The 20,819-nt window shown below is 32.1% G+C and carries 22 protein-coding genes; 1 reads left to right on the top strand and 21 read right to left on the bottom strand.

What is annotated here, in order from left to right; all coding sequences use genetic code 11:
- Positions 1-50 precede the first annotated feature (50 nt).
- From recO to lepA, 19 genes are all read right to left on the bottom strand, one after another.
- Positions 51-803: a DNA repair protein RecO gene (gene recO, locus KA878_RS11790; protein ID WP_075108708.1), complete on the bottom strand. Its 753-nt coding sequence runs from the start codon at positions 801-803 to the stop codon at positions 51-53.
- A gap of 29 nt (positions 804-832) precedes the next feature.
- A complete protein-coding gene (era, locus tag KA878_RS11785; RefSeq protein ID WP_193839282.1) occupies positions 833-1,732 on the bottom strand; it encodes a GTPase Era in 900 nt (299 codons plus the stop codon).
- The gene (gene cdd, locus KA878_RS11780; RefSeq protein ID WP_070854955.1) at positions 1,733-2,137 is read right to left on the bottom strand and encodes a cytidine deaminase; all 405 of its coding nucleotides are present in this window, start codon (positions 2,135-2,137) and stop codon (positions 1,733-1,735) included.
- Positions 2,138-2,156: 19 nt separating this feature from the next.
- The gene (locus tag KA878_RS11775; RefSeq protein WP_053029518.1) at positions 2,157-2,501 is read right to left on the bottom strand and encodes a diacylglycerol kinase family protein; all 345 of its coding nucleotides are present in this window, start codon (positions 2,499-2,501) and stop codon (positions 2,157-2,159) included.
- A complete protein-coding gene (gene ybeY / locus KA878_RS11770; protein WP_070854954.1) occupies positions 2,497-2,958 on the bottom strand; it encodes an rRNA maturation RNase YbeY in 462 nt (153 codons plus the stop codon). The genes KA878_RS11775 and ybeY overlap by 5 nt, the downstream gene beginning before the upstream one ends.
- Entirely contained in the window at positions 2,959-3,906 is a 948-nt protein-coding gene (locus KA878_RS11765; RefSeq protein WP_193839281.1) for a PhoH family protein, read from the bottom strand.
- Between the two features lie 278 nt (positions 3,907-4,184).
- Complete coding sequence (locus KA878_RS11760) at positions 4,185-4,874, bottom strand: hypothetical protein (RefSeq protein WP_075108705.1); 690 nt, start codon at positions 4,872-4,874, stop codon at positions 4,185-4,187.
- Between the two features lie 18 nt (positions 4,875-4,892).
- Positions 4,893-5,879: a flotillin-like protein FloA gene (floA, locus tag KA878_RS11755; RefSeq protein WP_053029522.1), complete on the bottom strand. Its 987-nt coding sequence runs from the start codon at positions 5,877-5,879 to the stop codon at positions 4,893-4,895.
- A gap of 12 nt (positions 5,880-5,891) precedes the next feature.
- Positions 5,892-6,563, bottom strand: coding sequence for an NfeD family protein (locus tag KA878_RS11750; protein ID WP_398577052.1), 672 nt, complete (start codon positions 6,561-6,563; stop codon positions 5,892-5,894).
- A gap of 196 nt (positions 6,564-6,759) precedes the next feature.
- Entirely contained in the window at positions 6,760-6,936 is a 177-nt protein-coding gene (gene rpsU, locus KA878_RS11745; RefSeq protein WP_000048060.1) for a 30S ribosomal protein S21, read from the bottom strand.
- A 129-nt stretch (positions 6,937-7,065) separates the two neighbouring features.
- Positions 7,066-8,412 (bottom strand): tRNA (N(6)-L-threonylcarbamoyladenosine(37)-C(2))-methylthiotransferase MtaB, encoded by a 1,347-nt coding sequence (mtaB, locus tag KA878_RS11740; RefSeq protein ID WP_193839279.1) that lies wholly within the window; start codon positions 8,410-8,412, stop codon positions 7,066-7,068.
- A 5-nt stretch (positions 8,413-8,417) separates the two neighbouring features.
- Positions 8,418-9,170 (bottom strand): 16S rRNA (uracil(1498)-N(3))-methyltransferase, encoded by a 753-nt coding sequence (locus KA878_RS11735; RefSeq protein WP_053029525.1) that lies wholly within the window; start codon positions 9,168-9,170, stop codon positions 8,418-8,420.
- A 1-nt stretch (position 9,171) separates the two neighbouring features.
- Complete coding sequence (gene prmA, locus KA878_RS11730) at positions 9,172-10,110, bottom strand: 50S ribosomal protein L11 methyltransferase (protein ID WP_193839278.1); 939 nt, start codon at positions 10,108-10,110, stop codon at positions 9,172-9,174.
- Between the two features lie 4 nt (positions 10,111-10,114).
- Positions 10,115-11,248 carry a molecular chaperone DnaJ gene (dnaJ, locus tag KA878_RS11725; RefSeq protein ID WP_193839277.1) on the bottom strand — a complete coding sequence of 378 codons (1,134 nt, stop codon included), beginning with the start codon at positions 11,246-11,248 and terminating at the stop codon, positions 10,115-10,117.
- Positions 11,249-11,399: 151 nt separating this feature from the next.
- Positions 11,400-13,235, bottom strand: coding sequence for a molecular chaperone DnaK (gene dnaK / locus KA878_RS11720; RefSeq protein WP_053029528.1), 1,836 nt, complete (start codon positions 13,233-13,235; stop codon positions 11,400-11,402).
- A 50-nt stretch (positions 13,236-13,285) separates the two neighbouring features.
- Positions 13,286-13,912: a nucleotide exchange factor GrpE gene (grpE, locus tag KA878_RS11715; protein WP_053029529.1), complete on the bottom strand. Its 627-nt coding sequence runs from the start codon at positions 13,910-13,912 to the stop codon at positions 13,286-13,288.
- Positions 13,913-13,943: 31 nt separating this feature from the next.
- Complete coding sequence (gene hrcA / locus KA878_RS11710; protein WP_075108699.1) at positions 13,944-14,921, bottom strand: heat-inducible transcriptional repressor HrcA; 978 nt, start codon at positions 14,919-14,921, stop codon at positions 13,944-13,946.
- Between the two features lie 101 nt (positions 14,922-15,022).
- Positions 15,023-16,144, bottom strand: a complete 1,122-nt coding sequence (hemW, locus tag KA878_RS11705; protein WP_193839276.1) for a radical SAM family heme chaperone HemW — start codon at positions 16,142-16,144, stop codon at positions 15,023-15,025.
- A 132-nt stretch (positions 16,145-16,276) separates the two neighbouring features.
- A complete protein-coding gene (gene lepA / locus KA878_RS11700; protein ID WP_070854947.1) occupies positions 16,277-18,100 on the bottom strand; it encodes a translation elongation factor 4 in 1,824 nt (607 codons plus the stop codon).
- 335 nt (positions 18,101-18,435) lie between these two features.
- On the opposite strand from lepA, the gene rpsT reads away from it, so the two are divergent.
- A complete protein-coding gene (gene rpsT, locus KA878_RS11695; protein ID WP_053029533.1) occupies positions 18,436-18,687 on the top strand; it encodes a 30S ribosomal protein S20 in 252 nt (83 codons plus the stop codon).
- A 73-nt stretch (positions 18,688-18,760) separates the two neighbouring features.
- On the opposite strand, the gene holA is transcribed toward rpsT, so the two are convergent.
- A complete protein-coding gene (gene holA, locus KA878_RS11690; protein WP_075108373.1) occupies positions 18,761-19,735 on the bottom strand; it encodes a DNA polymerase III subunit delta in 975 nt (324 codons plus the stop codon).
- 69 nt (positions 19,736-19,804) lie between these two features.
- Positions 19,805-20,819, bottom strand: a 1,015-nt coding sequence (locus KA878_RS11685; RefSeq protein ID WP_194378037.1) for a ComEC/Rec2 family competence protein, incomplete at its 5' end; no start/stop codon positions are given.

Genomic DNA, 20,819 nt, shown 5'->3' with positions numbered 1-20,819 from the left:
CTCAAATCATTTTTTGAGGTGGGTTTTTTATGTTTATATTGGAAGATTTATCAATATTCAATTCGTTTCAATTGATTGATTAACTTTTGACCTTTAAAGTACATACCTGCATATTCTTTGTATATTAATAGAAGCAGTTCCGACATTTCATCCAGAATACCTTGACTAATATTAAATTGATTCATTTTATCTATAGGCAATTTTTGTAAGACATCTAATAAATATAATGTTTTGTTAGATATTCGTAAAGCATGTGGATCTTTATATAATTCTGATTCAAGAATTGTTCCATCATAAACAAAACTATATGCAGCTAATTGTGATTGATCATAACTATCTGAAATAGCTGAATGATTAAAAAATGCTGTAAAACCGAAGCGATTCATACATTTTAACATTACTATAATGGACATAAGTTGCGCTGAATTACCAGATGAAATTTTTTCGAGTACAAAGTGTAACAGTTTATAGTGGAATGGAGAAATGTCATCGCTATCCATTGAACGCTCAATGGCCTCAACACACAATGTTGCATAGCTACTATTAAATATATCCAACCGTAAATCGTAATATTGATTAATTACATCTACTGAACTTAAAGTCCCCATACCTTTCCATTTATTATAAATAAATAAGCCATACACAAAGAGTTGCGTATGGGCTTGTAAACCTGTTTTTGATTTTTTGGCTCGTCTAACCATCAATGGTATTTTGGCACCATGCTCGTTTAAAATTGTAATAATTTTATCAGATTCTCCATAATCTACGGACTTTATAATGATTCCCTTTTGTTTTTCGAGCATAGTATCACGACCCTTCTAACTTCGATCCATTAATCTTGATCTTCAATATATCCCATTTGACGGATGAAATTAACTTTATTACGCCAATCTTTCTGAACTTTTACCCAAAGTTCTAAATACACTTCTGAGCCTAATAACATTTCGATATCATGTCTTGCTCTTTTACCTACTTCTTTTAATTTTTTGCCACCCTTTCCGATGACTATACCTTTTTGTGAATCTCTCTCAACGAAAATAGTAGCTTCTACTCTGACACGTTCTTCACTTTCTTTAATCATTCTATCTACATTAACGCCGATTGCATGAGGAATTTCTTCACTCGTTAAATGTAAAATCTTTTCACGTATAATTTCACTTACAACAAACTGTTCAGGGTGATCTGAAATTTGATCGTCCGGATAATACTTTGGACCTTCAGGTAAATAACGTTTCAGTACATCTATAAAGTGATCGACATTCAATCCTTCTAATGCGGAGATTGGCACGATTTCAGTGAAATCCATATACTGTTGATATTGCTCTATCTTAGGCATTAAAGCATCTGGGTGTACTAAATCAATTTTATTTAGCACTAAGAAAACTGGTGTTTTAACATTTTTTAGCATTTCCATGATATATTCATCGCCACGCCCAATTTCTTCATTTACATTAACCATGAACATGATTGCATCAATTTCAGATAATGTATTTTTAGCTACACGCATCATATAATCACCTAATTTGTGTTTAGGTTTATGAATGCCAGGTGTATCTAAGAAGATGATTTGCGCATCGTCTCGAGTCATTACACCTTGGATTTTATTACGTGTAGTTTGTGCTTTATCAGACATAATTGCAATTTTATGTCCGATTACTCTATTCATAAATGTAGATTTACCTACATTGGGTCTTCCTATAATTGATACAAATCCTGACTTATGTGCTGTCATCTATTCTAAATCCTTTCCTGAAAAGCCATGTGGTAACAGTTCGCCCACAGTTGACTCAAGTAATTCCCCTTTATGATTCGTCATATACACTGGCATATCATCATCACATAATTCTTTAAGAACTTGTCTACATGTTCCACAAGGTGATGATGGCTTTTCAGCATCAACCGTTACAGTTATTGATTCAAAGTCACCAGGTCGATAACCTTCAGATATGGCTGCTACTAAACTTGAACGTTCAGCACAAATTGTAGCAGGATAGGCTGCATTTTCGACGTTGGCACCATAAAATGTTCGACCATCTTTAGTCTTTAAATAAGCACCTACTTTAAATTGACTATATGGCACATATGCTCGACTTTGCGCTTCTCGTGCCTCTTGAAAATAATGTGATTGATAACTCATCAAAACATCCCCTTTAATATTAGAAAATATGTGGTAAAAAAATAACTAATCCAGTTATTAATGCGAAAATTGATGCTAACATAACACTAAACGCAGCTATATCTTTAGCTTGTTTAGCAAGTTCATGATAGTCACTTGTGACTAAATCAACTACACATTCTATTGCAGTATTAACTGCTTCTATCGTAAGTACTAAGAAGATAGCCAATATTATAAATAACCATTCAGTTGCACTTAATTGGCAGATATAACCTAAAATGATAGTTATAATCGCAATTACAATATGTAGTAAATAATTATGATCTTTTAGAAGAAGTGTCTTAAACCCATCAAACGTATATTTGAAACGTTTTAATTGCTTAATCTCTAGTCAATCCGTATGCATTTAATATTGTCTCTTGGCGTCCAAACATTTCTTTTTCATCTTCTTCGTTCATATGATCATAACCTAGTAAATGTAAAAAACCATGTAGTGCTAGAAAGCCTAATTCTCTTTCAAAAGAATGGCCATATGAATCAGCTTGGTCTTTAGCTACATCTGTACAGATGATGATATCTCCAAGCACCCTTGGCATGTCTAAACCAATAATTTCAGGTTCATCTTCTTCAAGTGCGAACGAAATTACATCAGTTACTTTATCTTTATCTCGATATGTTTTATTGATTTCTTGAATTTCACTCTTATCAACAAAAGTAACAGAAAGCTCAGCGTCTTCTTCGATTTGTTCTTGTTCTTTAGCAAAATTAAGTAAGTCATCAATTTGTTGATACCAAGTTTCTTCTACAAGGTCTGTATGATCATTAAAATCAATTGTAAACATTTAAATGTCTCCTTCATAGCGATCAATTATTTTACTTACTAATGGGTGTCTTACAACATCACTTTGATCTAATTGCATAATATTAATTCCTTTAACCCCATGTAATTTTTTGACTGCTTCTTTTAATCCACTTTTGACGCCTTTAGGTAAATCAATTTGAGTTTGATCTCCTGTAACTACCATTTTAGAGCCGAATCCTAATCGTGTTAAGAACATTTTCATTTGCGCATGTGTTGTATTTTGAGCTTCATCTAAAATGACAAAAGCATCATCAAGTGTACGGCCACGCATATAGGCTAATGGTGCAATTTCGATTGTGCCTCTCTCGATAAATCGTGCAGTTTGTTCTCTACCCAATACTGTATTCAATCCATCATAAAGAGGTCTCAAATAAGGATCTACTTTTTCTTTTAAATCACCAGGTAAAAATCCTAGAGACTCCCCAGCTTCTACAGCAGGTCTTGTTAATACAATACGTTTAACCGCACCTTTTCTAAGTTGTTTAGCCGCATACACCACCGCTAAAAATGTTTTACCCGTACCTGCAGGCCCAATACCAAAGACTAGGTCATTATTTTTCATAGCATTAACGTATAATCTTTGGCCCATCGTTTTTGCTCTTATTGTCTTTCCAAAAGCATCTTTTGTAATCTCTTCATCATATAAATCAATGAGATGATGTATAGTATCATTTTCAGCCATTTTTATAGCGGCTTCAACATCTTTTAAAGTTATGGTGTTGCCCATTTCAATGACTTTTAATAAATTTTTAAGAACTAATTCTGATTTTTCTACAAGCTCTAATTTTTGACCTTTAACTGCTACTTCTTGGCCACGAGCGTGTATTTCGACATCAAACGCTTCCTCAATCGCATTAATATGTTCATCATTATTACCTAACAGTGCTTGAGAATGATTAATGTCGTCTATTTGAATTATTCCTGGCATATAAGCGCTCCTTTTCACTAAAACAATGTATATATTTAGATTATATTAGTTCACTTATGTTTTAAAAATAAAACATGATATATCAATCTTTAAAAAGCTAAGATTTAAGTTACTTTAGTAAATTAACTTTCATTTAAATTTTACTAAAGTCTGTTAAAGTATACAAATTTATTTGGCTTAGTGTGCTTTTTTTATTAAATTGTAGTATAAGCTTCTAATATTTATTAGAAAAAGAACCCGAAAATCATGTGAAAATGAATTTCGGGTTAAAATATTAATTATAATTGCTTAGGTTTATTGAGAATTTCTTGCCAAAGAATACCATTGACGACTGGATCATTATCGAATTGAAATTTTTGATGTGTCATATCTTGTTCAATTAACTTACTATTTAACAATTGCTTCAATCTATAACGTTTAGTACGTTCAGATAAATTTTTATCATTAATAATCGCTCTTGCTTTATTTTCAATTCTTGTAAGTTGCTTTTCTTTTTCACGATCAATTTCTGAGCGTACATTATATAAGTCGTCTACGAGTTGCTTTTCAAGTTCTTTTTGGAGATGATTAACATCTCTAGTACGCTCTCGTGTATTGGTTGATTGGCGCGCTTCCTTTTCAAATCTATTACGTTGCCTAGTAGAACGCTCTAATTCTTCAGGTACACTTTCCTCAATAATTTCTTTTTCAAGTTCTTTATCTTGATAAACACGTTTTGATTCTTGTTGTGCGGTTTTCTTTTGTTGTTTAGAGGGTTCATCATCATTAGTAAATTCTTTTTCAAATTCACTAAATGCTTCTTCTATTTGCTCAAAGAAACCTTTCCCTTGCGTCTCTTTTTTATCAGACGTTGTTGGCTTATGTTGTGGTGGTCTCTGATTTTTTCTTTGCTCATGACTCTTATCCCTCATCGCACTAATACCTGTTACAATAATGGATATTATAAAAATTATAATACCAATATTCATCTAATCACCCCTTAACATTTACTTTGGTGATTCATCTTCATTTTGTTCAGTACGTTTATTTATCGCATTTCTCATGCCAGTGTCAGCTTCTACATTTTTTAGATTGTAGTAATCTTTGACACCCATGTTACCTTCACGTAAAGCTTCTGCCATTGCAAGTGGCACTTCAGATTCAGCTTCAACCACTTTAGCACGCATTTCTTGAACACGCGCTTTCATTTCTTGTTCAGAAGCTACGGCCATAGCACGGCGTTCTTCAGCTTTCGCTTGCGCAATATTCTTATCTGCAAGTGCTTGTTCAGTTTGTAAATCAGCACCAATATTTTTACCAATATCTACGTCAGCTATATCGATAGATAAAATTTCGAACGCAGTACCTGAATCAAGCCCTTTACTTAAGACAGTCTTAGAAATGTTATCAGGGTTCTCCAGTACTTGTGTATGATGCTCACTAGAACCAATAGTAGAAACAATACCTTCACCTACACGAGCAATGATTGTTTCTTCTCCTGCACCACCAACTAAACGAGAGATGTTGGCGCGTACTGTAATTCTAGCTTTCGCTTTTACTTCTATACCATTCATTGCTACACCAGTTATAAACGGTGTTTCAATTACTTTAGGATTAACAGACATTTGAACAGCTTCTAATACGTCACGTCCAGCCAAGTCAATCGCTGCACCACGTTCGAATGGTAAGTTAATATCTGCACGTTGAGCAGCTATATTCGCATCAACGACTCTATCGACATTACCACCCGCTAAATAATGTGATTCTAATTGATTTGTTGTAAGGTTTAACCCAGCTTTATGTGCTTTAATTAATGGACCAATTACCTTACGTGGAGATACTCGACGTAATCTCATACCTACCAATGTTCCAATACCTACTTTAACTCCAGCAGCAATTGCAGATATCCAAAGTCCTACTGGAACAAATGAGAATAGCACTAATAATGCAATAACTATGATAACTGCAATCACTATAATGCCTAATCCAAACATTTAACCACTCCTTTATGTGTTTTCAATTTCTCTAACAACAACTCTAGATCCTTCTACCTCAAGAATTTTAACTTCTTTATTTCTTAAAATGAAAGCGCCATCTGATACGGCATCTATTCTTTCATTATCAAGCGTTATAATTCCTGCAGGTCTTAAATCTGTCACAGTACGAGCTGTTTGACCAACTAAATGAGAACGATCATCGTGAGATCTATATCCTGCTTCTGAATTAGTAGAATCTTTTAACACAACTTTATCTAAAAACGGAATTTTCCTTTTAAACCATTTCACTAATATCACCCATTCAATAATTGCCAATATTGATGCAATCACAACATTTAATAGCATTAAAAGAATGTTATCTCCTAACATAATGATGCTAAGTATAATCAATAATATGCCAATAATACCTATGACTGCGCCAATGACAAATAATTCGATAATAACGAGTATTGCTCCAACGAAGAATAGCAATACAGAAATAAGATTAACATCACCGTTAATTAAAAAGCCGAGGAAGAGAATTAAAAGTGCAAGCATCGCGATAATTCCCGCAAAATTAATACGCTTCGAATACAATTGATATAAAAAGCCTAAAAAAATGATACATGTTAATATAAGTGATATTAATGGACTCGTTACAATCTGAGATAGATTATTGAATAAATGATTAGTAGTTAAAATGGAATTGATAACTGTATGTATCGCATTGAAATAGTTCACAATTTCACCTCGCTCTCAATTCCGATTATACATGAATACACTTAGTTATAATAGTGATAGTAGACGCTTTAATATAAAAAAACTCTCGACTAGTTTAACTAATCGAGAGCATATATATAATTAATATTCTTGTTGAGGGAGTCAACAGAGTTATTAATTATTTGAATTTACGTTTACGTGCAGCTTCTGATTTCTTTTTACGTTTTACGCTTGGTTTTTCGTAAAATTCACGTTTACGTACTTCTTGGATAGTACCACTTTTAGATACTGAACGTTTAAATCTACGTAATGCATCTTCAAGTGATTCATTTTTACGTACTACTGTTTTAGACATCTGTATTTCCCTCCCTCCAAATATCAACGGAACTTTAAAGTCAATACATAGTAATATACAACTATGCTTTACTTAGTATAATATATGAATTTATTATGGTCAATTCCAAATTATTATAATTTTTAAAAATTATAATAATACGCCTTCTTCAGACTTGTTTGTTGCGTGTTCTACAATTCTAACAACTTTACCTGTATTAATAGGATAATCAGCTTTAACGATTTTTACTTTTACAATTTGTCCGATTAAAGAATCATTACCCTCAAATTGAACTTTCATATAGTTGTCAGCATAACCAACTAATGTGCCTTCTACTTCGCCAGCTTCTTCAGGAATAACTTCTAAAACTTCGTCTTCAAATTTAGATGCATATTCTTTAGCTAATTGATCACTTAACGCGATTAATTTGTGCACACGGTCATTTTTGATAGATTCGTCAATTTGATCATCCATACGCGCAGCAGGCGTACCAATTCTAGCTGAATATGGAAAAACATGTAATTCAGAGAATTTATGTTTAACAATAAAGTCATAAGTTTCTTGGAATTCCTCTTCTGTTTCTCCTGGGAATCCTACAATCACATCACTTGTAACAGCTAAATCTGGTAACGCACCATGTAATTTTGTGATTCTCTCTGAAAAATGTTCCATAGTATATTTACGTCTCATTCGTTTTAATACAGTATCAGAACCGGATTGTAATGGAACATGTAAATGTCTAACAACTTTATTTGAACGTTTTAAAACATCAATAACTTCATCAGTTAATTGGCTAGCTTCAATAGATGAAATTCTAATTCGTTCAAGACCATCAATTTCTTCTAAATCACGAAGTAACTGTGCTAAATTATAATCTTTTAAATCTTGACCATAACCACCAGTATGAATTCCAGTTAAAACAATTTCTTTATAGCCGGCATTAACTAATTGTGTAGCTTGTTCAACCACTTTTTCAGGATCACGTGAACGCATTAATCCACGAGCCCATGGTATGATACAAAATGTACAGAAATTATTGCACCCTTCTTGGATCTTTAGTGAAGCTCTTGTTCTATCTGTAAAATAAGGTACATCTAATTCTTCATATGTACGATTTTTCATAATATTACCAACACCATTAATTGGTTGGCGTTCTTCTCTAAATTGTTGGATGTAGTCTAATAATTTGTGTCTATCTTGCGTACCTACCACTACGTCTACGCCAGGAATTTCCATAATTTCTGCAGAAGATGTTTGCGCATAACACCCTGTAACACATACTACTGCGTCTGGATTTTGTCGAATTGCTCTTCTAATGATTTGTCTACTTTTTTTATCTCCAGTATTTGTTACTGTACAAGTGTTGATTACGAAGACGTCTGCATTCGTTTCAAAATCAACTCTATCGTAATCAGCGTCTTTAAATAATTGCCAAATTGCTTCAGTTTCATAATGGTTTACTTTGCAACCTAATGTGTGAAACGCAACTGTTGACATAATATTCACCCCATTAATTCATTTTCATAACTGATAGCACTTAAAGCATAAAGTGGCGCCGTTTCTGCCCGTAAAATTCGAGGTCCTAAACCAACATTAACACTCGTTTCTTTAAGCAAAGAGATTTCTTTCTCTGAAAAGCCACCTTCAGGACCAAATATTAATAAAATACGATCGTTAGTCTTAAATTTTTTCAAGGTTTCTTTAAAAAGACTAACTTCACCACGTTTTGCTTCATCTTCATATGCTAACAAAATATAGTCATAATGATTTATAGTATCACAAATTTCATTTAAATTCGACTTAAAATTGATTTTAGGAATAATTAAACGGTAGCTTTGTTCAGCTGCTTCTTTAATTATCTTTTGCCAACGTTCTAATTTTTTTTGAACTTTATTTGAATTAAGTTTGACTACAGATCTGTCCATTTCTACAGCTATGAAACTATCAGCACCTAATTCTGTTGCTTTTTGAATTAACCATTCATATTTGTCTGCTTTGATTAAGCCACTACATATAGTAACTTGTACAGGTAACTCTGAATTGATATCAATGTGCTCAATCAATTTAATTTCAATTGATTCATTCTCAACAGTAATGATTTCCGATTTAAACACGGTTTTATCTTTAAACGTTACAATAATCTGGTTACCAACTGTATTTCTCATCACATTAGTAATATGATGTATATCTTCCTTATTTGTTATAAAAAAACGCTGACTGTCATCAGCGTTTTGATCGATAAAGTATCTTTGCAAATTATTCACTCACTTTCTGACCTACAATACATACCCAACCATTGTCATGATTTACTGATATAATATCAAATCCTACATCTTCCATTTGATTTAATATTTGTTCATGCTTTTCCTCTATAATTCCTGATGTTATAAAATAACCATCTTCATTTAGAGTATTATAAGCATCTTCAATCATATCTTCAATAATATGAGCTAAAATGTTTGCAATAACAATATCAAATTTTTCTGTTTCATTTTTTAATAAGTTTCCTGGTACAGCTTCAATTGCATCTTCACAATGATTTTTAGCAAAGTTTTCTTTAGCAACGTTAACAGCTAACTCATCAATATCCAGAGCTTTAATCCGTTTTACGCCAAGTAAGTGACTGGCAATACTTAAAATACCTGAACCTGTTCCAACATCAATAACGGAATGCTCTGGTTTAACGTAGGTTTCAATTGCTTTAAGACACATGCTTGTTGTTGGATGATCTCCAGTTCCAAATGCCATGCCTGGGTCTAATTCAATACACATTTCAGAAGTATCTTCTTTAGTGTATTGTTCCCAACTTGGAACAATTGTGAATTTTTCTGATGCTCTAAAGGGATGGAAATAATTTTTCCATTCATTTTCCCAATCTACTTCAGCTATTGTTTTCTCAGAAAAATCCAATACAGATGAATCAATATTTTCAAGTTTTGTAACATCTGTTTCAATTTTATTTCTTAGAGATTCATCAAACTTTAATTCGTTGAAATAAGCCTTTAATCGAACACCTTTTTCAGGATAATCTTCTTGTTTCAGTTCATATATTTCACCGAATTTATCGGCAGGCTGATTAATTAAATCATTAGAATCTTCAATTACAACGCCGTTTGATCCATAATTTTCTAATATATCAGTAACTAAAGGTTCAACTTCATGGTTTACAACAATCGAAAGTTCTGTCCAGTTCATTTAGTTATTCTCCTTTAAAGAATTTGCGTGCTCTATCTTTAAAATTAGATGGTTGTTCTTCAATTGACTCACCATTTAATTCAGCAAACTCTCTCATAATTTCTTTTTGTCTATCTGTTAATTTTGTAGGTGTAACTACTTTAATATTAACAAATAAATCACCATGACCATATCCATGAACATTTTTAACACCTTTATCTTTTAAGCGGAATTGCTTACCAGTTTGAGTGCTAGAAGGAATAGTTAACATTACGTTTCCGTTAAGTGTAGGAACTTTTATTTCATCACCAAGTGCTGCTTGTGGGAAACTAACATTAAGTTTGTAATAAAGATCGTCACCATCACGTTCAAATTTGTCAGACGGTTTTACTCTAAATACGACATATAAGTCACCATGAGGTCCGCCGTTTTCTCCTGGTGTTCCTTCACCGGCAAGTCTGATTTGTTGGTCATTATCTACACCTTCAGGTACAGTTACTTCTAATTTAACTGTTTTATTTTCGGTACCTTTACCATGACAAGTTGGACATGGTTCTTCGAATTCTTGACCTGTTCCATCACATTTTGGACATGTTTGTTGCGTGCGTACACGGCCTAAAATTGTATTTTGTTCTACTGATACGTGACCTGCGCCGTTACAATAACTACATGTTTTTTTACTAGTACCTGGTTTAGCACCATCACCATTACATGTATGGCATGTCACATCTTTACGAATTGAGATTTCTTTCTTAGTTCCGAAGACAGCTTCTTCAAATTCTAGAGTCATCGTATATTGTAAATCGTCACCTTTTCTAGGTGCATTAGGATCTCTTTGACGTGAACCACCAAAGAATGAGCTGAAGATGTCTTCAAATCCACCTCCGCCAAATCCACTAAAGTCTTGGCCGCTAAATCCTTGGCCACCAAAACCACCTTGAGGTCCATCATGGCCAAATTGGTCATAATTTGCTCTTTTATTATCGTCGCTTAGAACTTCGTAAGCTTCTGAAATCTCTTTGAATTTTTCATCTGCACCCTCTTCTTTATTGATATCAGGGTGATATTTTTTTGATAATTTGCGATATGCTTTTTTGATTTCATCTTTAGATGCGCTTTTACTTACACCTAAGACTTCATAATAGTCTCTTTTAGCCACGACCATCTCTCCTTAACTTAATTATTTAATATGTTTGAAAGAACGAAGTTATAAAAGAAAAAGTCAAAGCCAATGTTCAATTGACTTTGACTTTTTGGCTCACATTCATAATAGTTTGCTAATATAAGCATACACTATAAACGCTTAGCAATTATTTTTTATCTTCATCATCTTTAACTTCTTTAAATTCAGCATCTTCAACATTACTATCGTTTTGAGTTTGTTGAGCACCATCTTGTGCTTGTTGCTGAGCTTGTTGAGCTTGTTGATATACTTTTGCTGATAAATCTTGAATTACTTTTTCAAGTTCTTCTTTTTTCGCTTTAATATCTTCGATGTCTTGTCCTTCAAGCGCAGATTTTAAAGCATCTTTTTTGCTTTCCGCATTAGATTTATCTTCTTCACTAATATTGTCGCCAAGGTCAGTAATTGTTTTTTCAACTTGGAATACTAAGCTATCTGCTTCATTTCTTAAATCTACTTCTTCACGACGTTTTTTATCTGCTTCAGCGTTTTCTTCGGCATCTTTAACCATACGATCGATTTCTTCATCAGAAAGCGCAGAGCTTGATTGAATAGTAATATTTTGTTCTTTATTAGTACCTAAGTCTTTCGCAGTAACATTTACGATACCATTTTTATCAATATCAAATGTTACTTCGATTTGTGGAACACCACGTGGAGCTGGTGGAATATCAGTTAATTGGAATCTTCCTAATGTTTTGTTATCAGCTGCCATTGGACGTTCACCTTGTAATACGTGAATATCTACTGCTGGTTGGTTATCAGCTGCAGTTGAATAAACTTGAGATTTTGAAGTTGGGATTGTAGTATTACGTTCAATTAACGTATTCATACGTCCACCCATAATTTCAATACCTAATGATAATGGTGTTACGTCTAATAATACAACATCTTTAACATCACCAGTGATAACGCCACCTTGAATTGCAGCACCCATTGCTACAACTTCGTCTGGGTTTACACCTTTATGAGGATCTTTACCGATTTCTTTTTTAACAGCTTCTTGAACTGCTGGAATACGTGTTGAACCACCAACAAGAATAACTTCATCAATTTCAGAAGTTGATAAACCAGCGTCTTTTAATGCTTGACGAGTTGGTTCCATAGTTCTTCTGATTAATGAATCAGCTAATTCTTCAAATTTAGAACGAGTAAGACTAATTTCTAAATGTAATGGACCACTTTCACCAGCTGAAATAAATGGTAATGAAATTTGAGTTTGTGAAACGCCAGATAAGTCTTTTTTAGCTTTTTCAGCAGCGTCTTTCAAACGTTGTAATGCCATTTTATCTTGAGATAAATCTACGCCATTTTCTTTTTTGAATTCAGACACTAGGTAGTCAATAATTACTTGGTCAAAGTCATCACCGCCAAGTTTATTATCACCAGCAGTTGATAGTACTTCGAATACACCGTCACCTAATTCAAGGATAGATACGTCAAACGTACCGCCACCTAAGTCGAATACTAATACTTTTTGGTCTTGATCAGTTTTATCTAAACCATATGCTAATGCTGCAGCAGTAGGTTCGTTAATAATACGTTCAACTTCTAAACCAGCAATTTTACCAGCATCTTTAGTTGCTTGACGTTCAGCATCATTGAAATATGCAGGAACTGTAATAACAGCTTTATCTACTTTATCTCCTAAATAACTTTCAGCAGTGTTTTTAAGGTTTTGTAATACCATAGCTGAAATTTCTTGAGGTGTATAAGATTTACCTTCAATATCTACTTTATAGTCAGTACCCATATGACGTTTAATTGATTGAACAGTATTTGGATTAGTGATAGCTTGACGTTTTGCTACTTCACCAACTTGTGTTTCACCATTTTTAAATGCTACAACTGATGGTGTTGTTCTAGCACCTTCTGGGTTTTGAATTACTTTTGGTTCATCGCCTTCTAATACAGCTACACATGAATTTGTTGTACCTAAGTCAATACCGATTACTTTACTCATAATAAAATTCCTCCAATTTTAAAAATTTAATAAATGGTATTTTCGTCAATTTATTGATTTACTTTTACCATTGATGGTCTTAATACTCTATCTTTTAACTTATAACCTTTTTGTAATTCTTGAGTAATATCACCAGATTTGAAATCTGGATTATCATCTTGAACTACTGCTTGGTGGAAGTTAGGGTCAAAAGCTTGACCTTCTGTTTCAATTTCTTCTAAACCATTATCTTTAAGTGCTCTTAGTAAACTTTCGTGTACCATTTGAACACCTTTTTGAAGTGATTTAAATGATTCATCATCACCTTCAATTTGTAGTGCGCGTTCAATATTATCAATCGTTGGTAAAATATCCGTTAAAACACGTTGAGATTGATAAGTTTTATTTGTTTCATTTTCTTTCTGAATTCGTCTTTTATAATTTTCGAATTCAGCGTATAATCTTAAATATTTTTCTTCATTTTCATTAGCTTTTAATTGTAATTGCTGAATTTCTTCATCTTTAGGATCAACTGCAGTTTCTTCAGAACTTTCTTCGTTCGAACTGTCGTTAGATGAATTATCACTATCAGAAGTAGTATCTTCAACATTTTCAACTGTTGATGTTTCTTCATTCTTTACTTCTTGTTCTTCAGTATATTCAGAATTACTTTTTACTGATTCATCTTTTTCTGTCATTTTTTACCCTCCAATATAATTACAATTAAAATCACCATATTTGGTTAAGTAATTGAATCACATTCTGATAACGCATTGCTGTAGGTCCAATAACCGCAATTTGACCTTTCAATGAATTGTCGAAGTGATATTGACTCGTTACAATCGATATATCACTAAGGCTTTCATCAATCTCTTTTCCAATCTTAACGTTAATATCATTAGTTGAAATTGTCTGTAGTAATTCAGTGATTCTTTCAGATTCTAGATATTGCAAAATTGGTTGAATTGACGAAACATTAGATTCATTTAACGCATCAATTAGTTTAACCTTTCCACCTAAGAAAATGCTATTACTTTGTTTGCTAATATGAGAATTTATCATCTTAACAATGTCATTAATGAATTGATTTTCTTCATTTGAGTTGGCGAAAGAACGAATTTTATCTGATAGTTTAGCGCTTATTTCTATATTATTATTACTAATAAAATTAGAAATGGCGATTAATCTATCGGATGATAACTCAAGTGAAGAATTCAAGTGAAAATGCTCAACATGACCAGAATTATAAATAATTACTAAAATCATGATTGAATCATTTGCCTTAATTAAATGAACATTATTAATCATTTCTTCACTATGTTTTGGACGAACAACTAATGTTGCATAATGAGATTTCATTGATAACTCATTTGCAAAGTAACTTAATGCTGAAGAAATATCATAGTGATTCTCAATCAAAAGTTGATTTAAACGTTGTATTTTATTTTTGTTTTGACGAGAGGTTTGTTTTAACAATTGATCGACATAAAGTCTAAACCCTTCTTCGGAAGGTGAACGCCCTGAAGAAGAATGCGTCTTCTCTAAAAAGTTCAAATCTTCAAGTTGCTTCATCTCATTCCTTATTGTTGCAGGACTGACATCTAAATGATGTCTATCAATTAAAGCTTTAGAACCTATAGGTTGTCCTAAATCAACATAATCTTCAACAATTGCATTTAAAATGCTTAATTGTCTTTGTGTAATCATGTTTTCACCTCATTAGCACTCTTTTGTCCTAAGTGCTAATTATAATTTATCAAATTGGTCAAAGTAAGTCAACGTTAAAGCCTTACTTTTTTAATTTTTTATTAGTTTAGTAAGAAAGCCTCAAATACTTCGTTTCCTATAACCTTTCCTCTTGGGCTAAGTGAGATATTTCCATTCGTTTCAATTAGAAGGTGTCTTGATTTTAAATCTTTAACCGTTTCTCCAAATATTGCATCAAGTGATTGACCAAATTTCAACTCGAAACGTTCGCGATTTACACCTTGATTCATTCTCAGACCTAAAAACATTTCTTCTTCCATCTTTTCATTCAAGGTTGGTCGATTAGAAGTTAGTATGGGCCGTTTGCCATCATTAATTGCATTAATATAATGTTGAACCGGATTTAAATTTGTATAGCGTTCGCCTTCAACGTATCCACTTGCACCTGCTCCAAAACCGTAATATTCTTCGTTTAACCAATACACTTTATTATGTTCAGATTCATGATTCGTTTTAGCAAAGTTAGAAATTTCATATTGCTTAAAGTCAGTTTGACTTAATGCTTTCATTAGATATTGGTACATTTCAGCACCTAAATCTTCATTTGGTAATTTTAGTTTCCCTTTTCGATACATATTATAAAATTGTGTCTTAGGTTCAAGTATTAAACCGTAACTTGAAATATGGTCAATATCCATATTGATTGCTTGATTTAAACTGTCTGCAAAATCCTCTATCGTTTGTTCAGGCAAATGATACATTAAATCAAGGCTTATAGAGTTGATACCAGCTTTCCTAGCATTATTTACTGCATTGTAGATATCTTGAGTATGATGTGTTCGGCCTAATATTTTTAATAGCTCTGGTTTAAATGTTTGAACACCCATTGAAATACGATTAACACCATACTGTTTAAGTAACTTTACTTTATTAAAAGTTAGTTCATCTGGATTTGCTTCAAAACTGAACTCTCCATTGATTGAAAAAGTTGAAGTAATAGCTTGTAATAATCTTTCAAGTTGCATGTCATTCAGTGCTGTTGGCGTACCTCCTCCAACGTACATTGTCTCAAGTTGTTTTGTTTTACTAAACGACATTTCTTTTATTAATGCGGATAAATATTCATCTACTGGCTGTTTATCAATATAATATTTATTAAAATCACAATAAGTACAAATTCTGACACAAAAAGGTATGTGTATATACGCACTTTTAACTTCCAATGTTACACCCCTTCTATAACTTAAAAAAAGAGATTGAGACTTAGTAATATAAGTTAGTAGTTTCTTTATCAATAATATTCATTATTGTTATGGTATCTACCAATTTATATTCGTCTCGACCTCTTTTATGTTCTATTCATCATCCATTTTTAGTACAGCTAGGAATGCATCTTGTGGAATTTCAACACTACCAACTGCTTTCATTTTCGCTTTACCTGCTTTTTGTTTTTCAAGTAATTTACGCTTACGACTAATATCCCCGCCATAACATTTAGATAAAACATTTTTACCCATTGATTTAATATTAGTTCTTGCAACGATTTTTTGTCCAATTGCAGCTTGGACTGGAACTTCAAATTGTTGACGCGGAATAAGCGTTTTTAATTTTTCAACTAATGCTTTGCCTCGTTCATAAGCGAAATCTTTATGAACGATAAAGCTTAATGCATCTACTTTATCACCATTTAATAAAATATCCATCTTCACTAAATTACTTTCTTTATTTTCAATAAACTCATAATCAAACGAAGCGTATCCTTTAGTATTAGATTTAAGTTGATCAAAGAAATCAAAAACAACTTCAGAAAGTGGTATTTCATAAACGATATTCACTCGAATATCATCTAAATAATCCATATTAATAAATTGACCACGTTTACGTTGACACAATTCCATTACTGCTCCTACATAGTCATTTGGAACCATCATGGTTGCTTTCACATAAGGTTCATAAATCGCATCAATTTTGTCTCTTTCTGGCATTTGTGCGGGATTATCTACTGTGACTTCTGAACCATCTTTCATTACACATTGATAAATAACTGATGGCGCAGTAGCAATTAATTCAATGCCAAATTCTCTTTCAATGCGCTCTTGAATGATTTCCATGTGAAGCATGCCTAAAAATCCAGTTCTAAAACCAAAACCGAGTGCTTGAGAAGATTCTGGTTCAAACTCTAATGACGCATCATTTAATTGTAACTTTTCAAGAGCTTCTCTTAAATCATTATAGTCTTTATTTTCAATTGGGAACAAACCGCAATAAACCATTGGGTTCATTTTTTTATATCCTTTTAGCGGTGCTTCAGCTGGTCTGTTTGCATGTGTTATCGTATCACCTACACGTGAATCATCGACATTTTTGATACTTGCAATAATATAACCAACATCACCTACAGTTAGTTCTTCAATAGGTAATTGTTTAGGTGTATTAATACCTACCTCACTAACTTCAAATTCTTTACCTGTTGCCATCATCTTAATTCTATCTCCAGCTTTAACAACGCCTTCCATCACGCGAATTGATGAAATAACGCCTCTATAAGGATCATATTCAGAATCGAAAATTAAAGCTTTTAATGGGGCACTAGGATCACCTTCAGGTGGTGGCACTACTTCTACAATTTTCTCTAAAATATCTTCGATACCAATATTTGATTTAGCACTAGCAAGTACGACATCATCTTGATCTAAACCAATCACATCTTCTAATTCTTGTTTAACCCTTTCAGGTTCAGCAGCAGGGAGATCGATTTTGTTAACGACTGGTAATAATTCTAAATCGTTATCAAGTGCTAGATACACATTTGCCAATGTTTGTGCTTCAATACCTTGTGCTGCATCTACTACTAAAATTGCACCTTCACATGCAGCTAGGGATCTAGAGACCTCATATGAAAAGTCTACGTGTCCAGGTGTATCAATTAAATGGAAAGTATAAGTTTGTCCATCACTAGCTTCATATTTTAATCGTACGGCATTTAATTTGATTGTAATACCACGTTCTCTTTCAAGATCCATTGAATCTAATAATTGATCTTGCATTTCTCTTGTTTCTACAGATTTAGTATTTTCTAATATTCTATCTGCTAATGTTGATTTACCATGATCAATATGAGCAATAATAGAAAAATTTCGTATATTTTCTCTTCTGTTATAGCGTTCTTGCATATCCATAGCCTATCATTCTCGCTTTCATAAAATTAGCCCGTATATGTATACATCTTTGATATGATATCGTTTTTAATGATTAATTGCAAACGTATCCTTACTATTAAATGTTAAAACGTGATTATAAAATCACTTGCGTTATTCGTATATAATTATAGAATATATCCTAATTATAAAGTGTTAAAGTGCGCATTCCAACAGTAATTATGATTTAATTGAGATTTTAATTATGCTATATTTAATTAATGATTGCACAAGTATGTTAGTTTTGATAAAATATTTCTTGTTGTAATCAAAATAAAATTTGATATGCTTAAGATCACTTTTAGGAGGTGACAGTAATGCCAAATATTAAATCTGCTATTAAACGTGTTAAAACAACTGAAAACGCAGAAGCTCGTAATATTTCACAAAAAAACGCTATGCGTACTGCTGTGAAAAATGCTAAAACAGCAATCAACAATAACGCTGATAACAAAGCTGAATTAGTTAACTTCGCAATCAAATCAGTTGATAAAGCTTCACAAAGTAACTTAATTCACTCAAACAAAGCTGATCGCATTAAATCACAATTAATGTCATCAAGTAAATAATGTGTAAAAAAGCGCGGAACTATGTTCCGTGCTTTTTTGCATTTAAATATATAACTAGGGATTGATTACAAATTTAAAGGGATAGAATAAATAACTCAAGTATTAGTTGTTTGTCCATATATGACGACTTTAGTTTGTAATCTGTTTCTGCGCAGTTATCTATTATATTTAATAATTCTTTTAACTCATAATAACGGACTTGGTTTAATGCTAACTTAACTCTATATGGATGCACATTAATTGTTTTAGCAATCTGTTGCCCACTATACCCTTTTTGAGCTAATATTTTACATTGGTAATACAATCTATAATTACTTGTAATAAGTGCAAGTAATTTAATGGGTTCCTCTTTCATAACGATTAAATCTTTTACAAGTTGTATAGCTTTGTCTTTTTCATTTTTTTGAATATATTCTGTTAATAGAAAAACATTTTGTTCTAAGCTTCTGTTAATAATTAAACCTACATCATTTTTATTAATAGTAGATCTATCACCTAAGAATAAAATGAGTTTATCTAGCTCTTGAGAAACGATATTGAAATTCACACCAGTTAATTCAATAAATAGGTTTAGCGCATCTTGCTTTATATCTTTGAAATTCTCATGTAGTTGATTTTGAATCCAGGATTTAATTTCTTGTTCTGACATTTGTTCTACTTTGGTTAGCTTACTGGTCTTTTTTAATGATTTAGTTAATTTCTTTCTTTCATCTAATTTATTACTATAGATTTCAAAAATGACTAAATTATCACCATCATACTTCTCTAAAAATTCTATAACTTGCTCATTGTTCGGCTGTAAATCTTTATTAACTTTTTCGCCAGTAAATATAAATGAATTTTTAACAACAATTGCTTTCTTTTCAGATATAAATGGCATTGTTAAGGCTTCTTCAATAATTGTCGAAATATTTGTTTCATAAAGGTTAAATTTTATAAAATTAAAGTCATCTCTGTCCTCATTTAAGAATGCATTTGTCAGTTCATTACTTTTCTTTTCTACTAATTCAGGCACTTCACCATATATAGCCATAATATTGTTTGTCATAATTGTGAACTCCCTTTTAAAATATCAAACATTGATAATTATATCATGCTTGGGTAAAGCGTCACCAGTTCAATCAATTTGATTAGATGTAATATTCATATTGTGATCCAAATCTATTGTTATTTCTCCAAGGTCTTGAGTGTTCAAAATTTTACTGTTTACCGATGTTAACGTCTGCAACGTTTCTTTATTTGGCAAATGATATTTATTGTTTTTACCACTTGAAATAATACTAATAGTCGGTTTAATAGACTTTATAAATACTTCCGAACTACTTGTTTTACTTCCGTGATGTCCTACTTTCAATATATCAACGGTGGGAAGTTGATATAATTTCATCAATTTAGCTTCATTATTTTTCGTAGCGTCACCCAATAAAATCATTTTGTAGTTTTGATATTCAATAAGTAAGATAATGCTATGCTCATTTTTATCATCACTTGAAGAAATATCTCCGTGAAGGAATGAAATTTTACCGTTATTGAATTGGATAGAATCTATTTCTTTAGCATCTACTAATTGGATATTGTTATTTTTACACAAACGTATGAGTCTTGTTAGTTCTACTTTTGAATAGCTATATACATGAATATATAACTTTTTGATTCTTATGTGTTGAACGATGTAAGGAAGCTCGCCAATATGGTCTGCATGTGGATGCGTAATAATTAAATGATCTATTGAGGTAATCCTTTTACGTTTTAATGTAGGTAAAATATGATATTTGGCTATATTATGATTATCTATCGTACCGTCTCTAATTTCCTTGCCACCAGTATCAACCATAACAGTTTCTTTCATGCTTGTTTGAAATATTAAACTATCCCCTTGCCCAACATTAAAAAAAGTAATTGTACTCGTGTTAGGTTGGATATTAAAAACGCATAAAGATATAAACAAGACACATAGTAATACGAGTGATTTTATTTTTTTATGGCATAAAAAGATGAATATTAGTATTATCAATACTACAAAAAGCACATATTCAAAAGATGATTTTGGTGCAATAAAAACTTGATAAAATTTAAATTTCAAAAATAATTCTAAGAGATTATCGATTATCGGATAAAGTCCGTATAATTGT

This window comes from Staphylococcus sp. GDY8P57P (assembly GCF_017892585.1).
Classification (GTDB): Bacteria; Bacillota; Bacilli; order Staphylococcales; family Staphylococcaceae; genus Staphylococcus; species Staphylococcus borealis.
This window is presented reverse-complemented; position numbering and strand designations above follow the sequence as displayed.

Coding starts and splice junctions, on each gene's coding strand:
- KA878_RS11765 (WP_193839281.1), bottom strand. CDS start 3,906: ATGCCAGGAATAATTCAAATAGACGACATTAATCATTCTCAAGCACTG.
- rpsU (WP_000048060.1), bottom strand. CDS start 6,936: ATGTCTAAAACAGTAGTACGTAAAAATGAATCACTTGAAGATGCATTA.
- era (WP_193839282.1), bottom strand. CDS start 1,732: ATGACAGCACATAAGTCAGGATTTGTATCAATTATAGGAAGACCCAAT.
- hrcA (WP_075108699.1), bottom strand. CDS start 14,921: ATGATTACACAAAGACAATTAAGCATTTTAAATGCAATTGTTGAAGAT.
- grpE (WP_053029529.1), bottom strand. CDS start 13,912: ATGACAGAAAAAGATGAATCAGTAAAAAGTAATTCTGAATATACTGAA.
- floA (WP_053029522.1), bottom strand. CDS start 5,879: ATGTTTGGATTAGGCATTATAGTGATTGCAGTTATCATAGTTATTGCA.
- ybeY (WP_070854954.1), bottom strand. CDS start 2,958: ATGTTTACAATTGATTTTAATGATCATACAGACCTTGTAGAAGAAACT.
- rpsT (WP_053029533.1), top strand. CDS start 18,436: ATGCCAAATATTAAATCTGCTATTAAACGTGTTAAAACAACTGAAAAC.
- dnaK (WP_053029528.1), bottom strand. CDS start 13,235: ATGAGTAAAGTAATCGGTATTGACTTAGGTACAACAAATTCATGTGTA.
- lepA (WP_070854947.1), bottom strand. CDS start 18,100: ATGGATATGCAAGAACGCTATAACAGAAGAGAAAATATACGAAATTTT.
- holA (WP_075108373.1), bottom strand. CDS start 19,735: ATGACAAACAATATTATGGCTATATATGGTGAAGTGCCTGAATTAGTA.
- mtaB (WP_193839279.1), bottom strand. CDS start 8,412: ATGTCAACAGTTGCGTTTCACACATTAGGTTGCAAAGTAAACCATTAT.
- recO (WP_075108708.1), bottom strand. CDS start 803: ATGCTCGAAAAACAAAAGGGAATCATTATAAAGTCCGTAGATTATGGA.
- KA878_RS11760 (WP_075108705.1), bottom strand. CDS start 4,874: ATGAATATTGGTATTATAATTTTTATAATATCCATTATTGTAACAGGT.
- cdd (WP_070854955.1), bottom strand. CDS start 2,137: ATGAGTTATCAATCACATTATTTTCAAGAGGCACGAGAAGCGCAAAGT.
- prmA (WP_193839278.1), bottom strand. CDS start 10,110: ATGAACTGGACAGAACTTTCGATTGTTGTAAACCATGAAGTTGAACCT.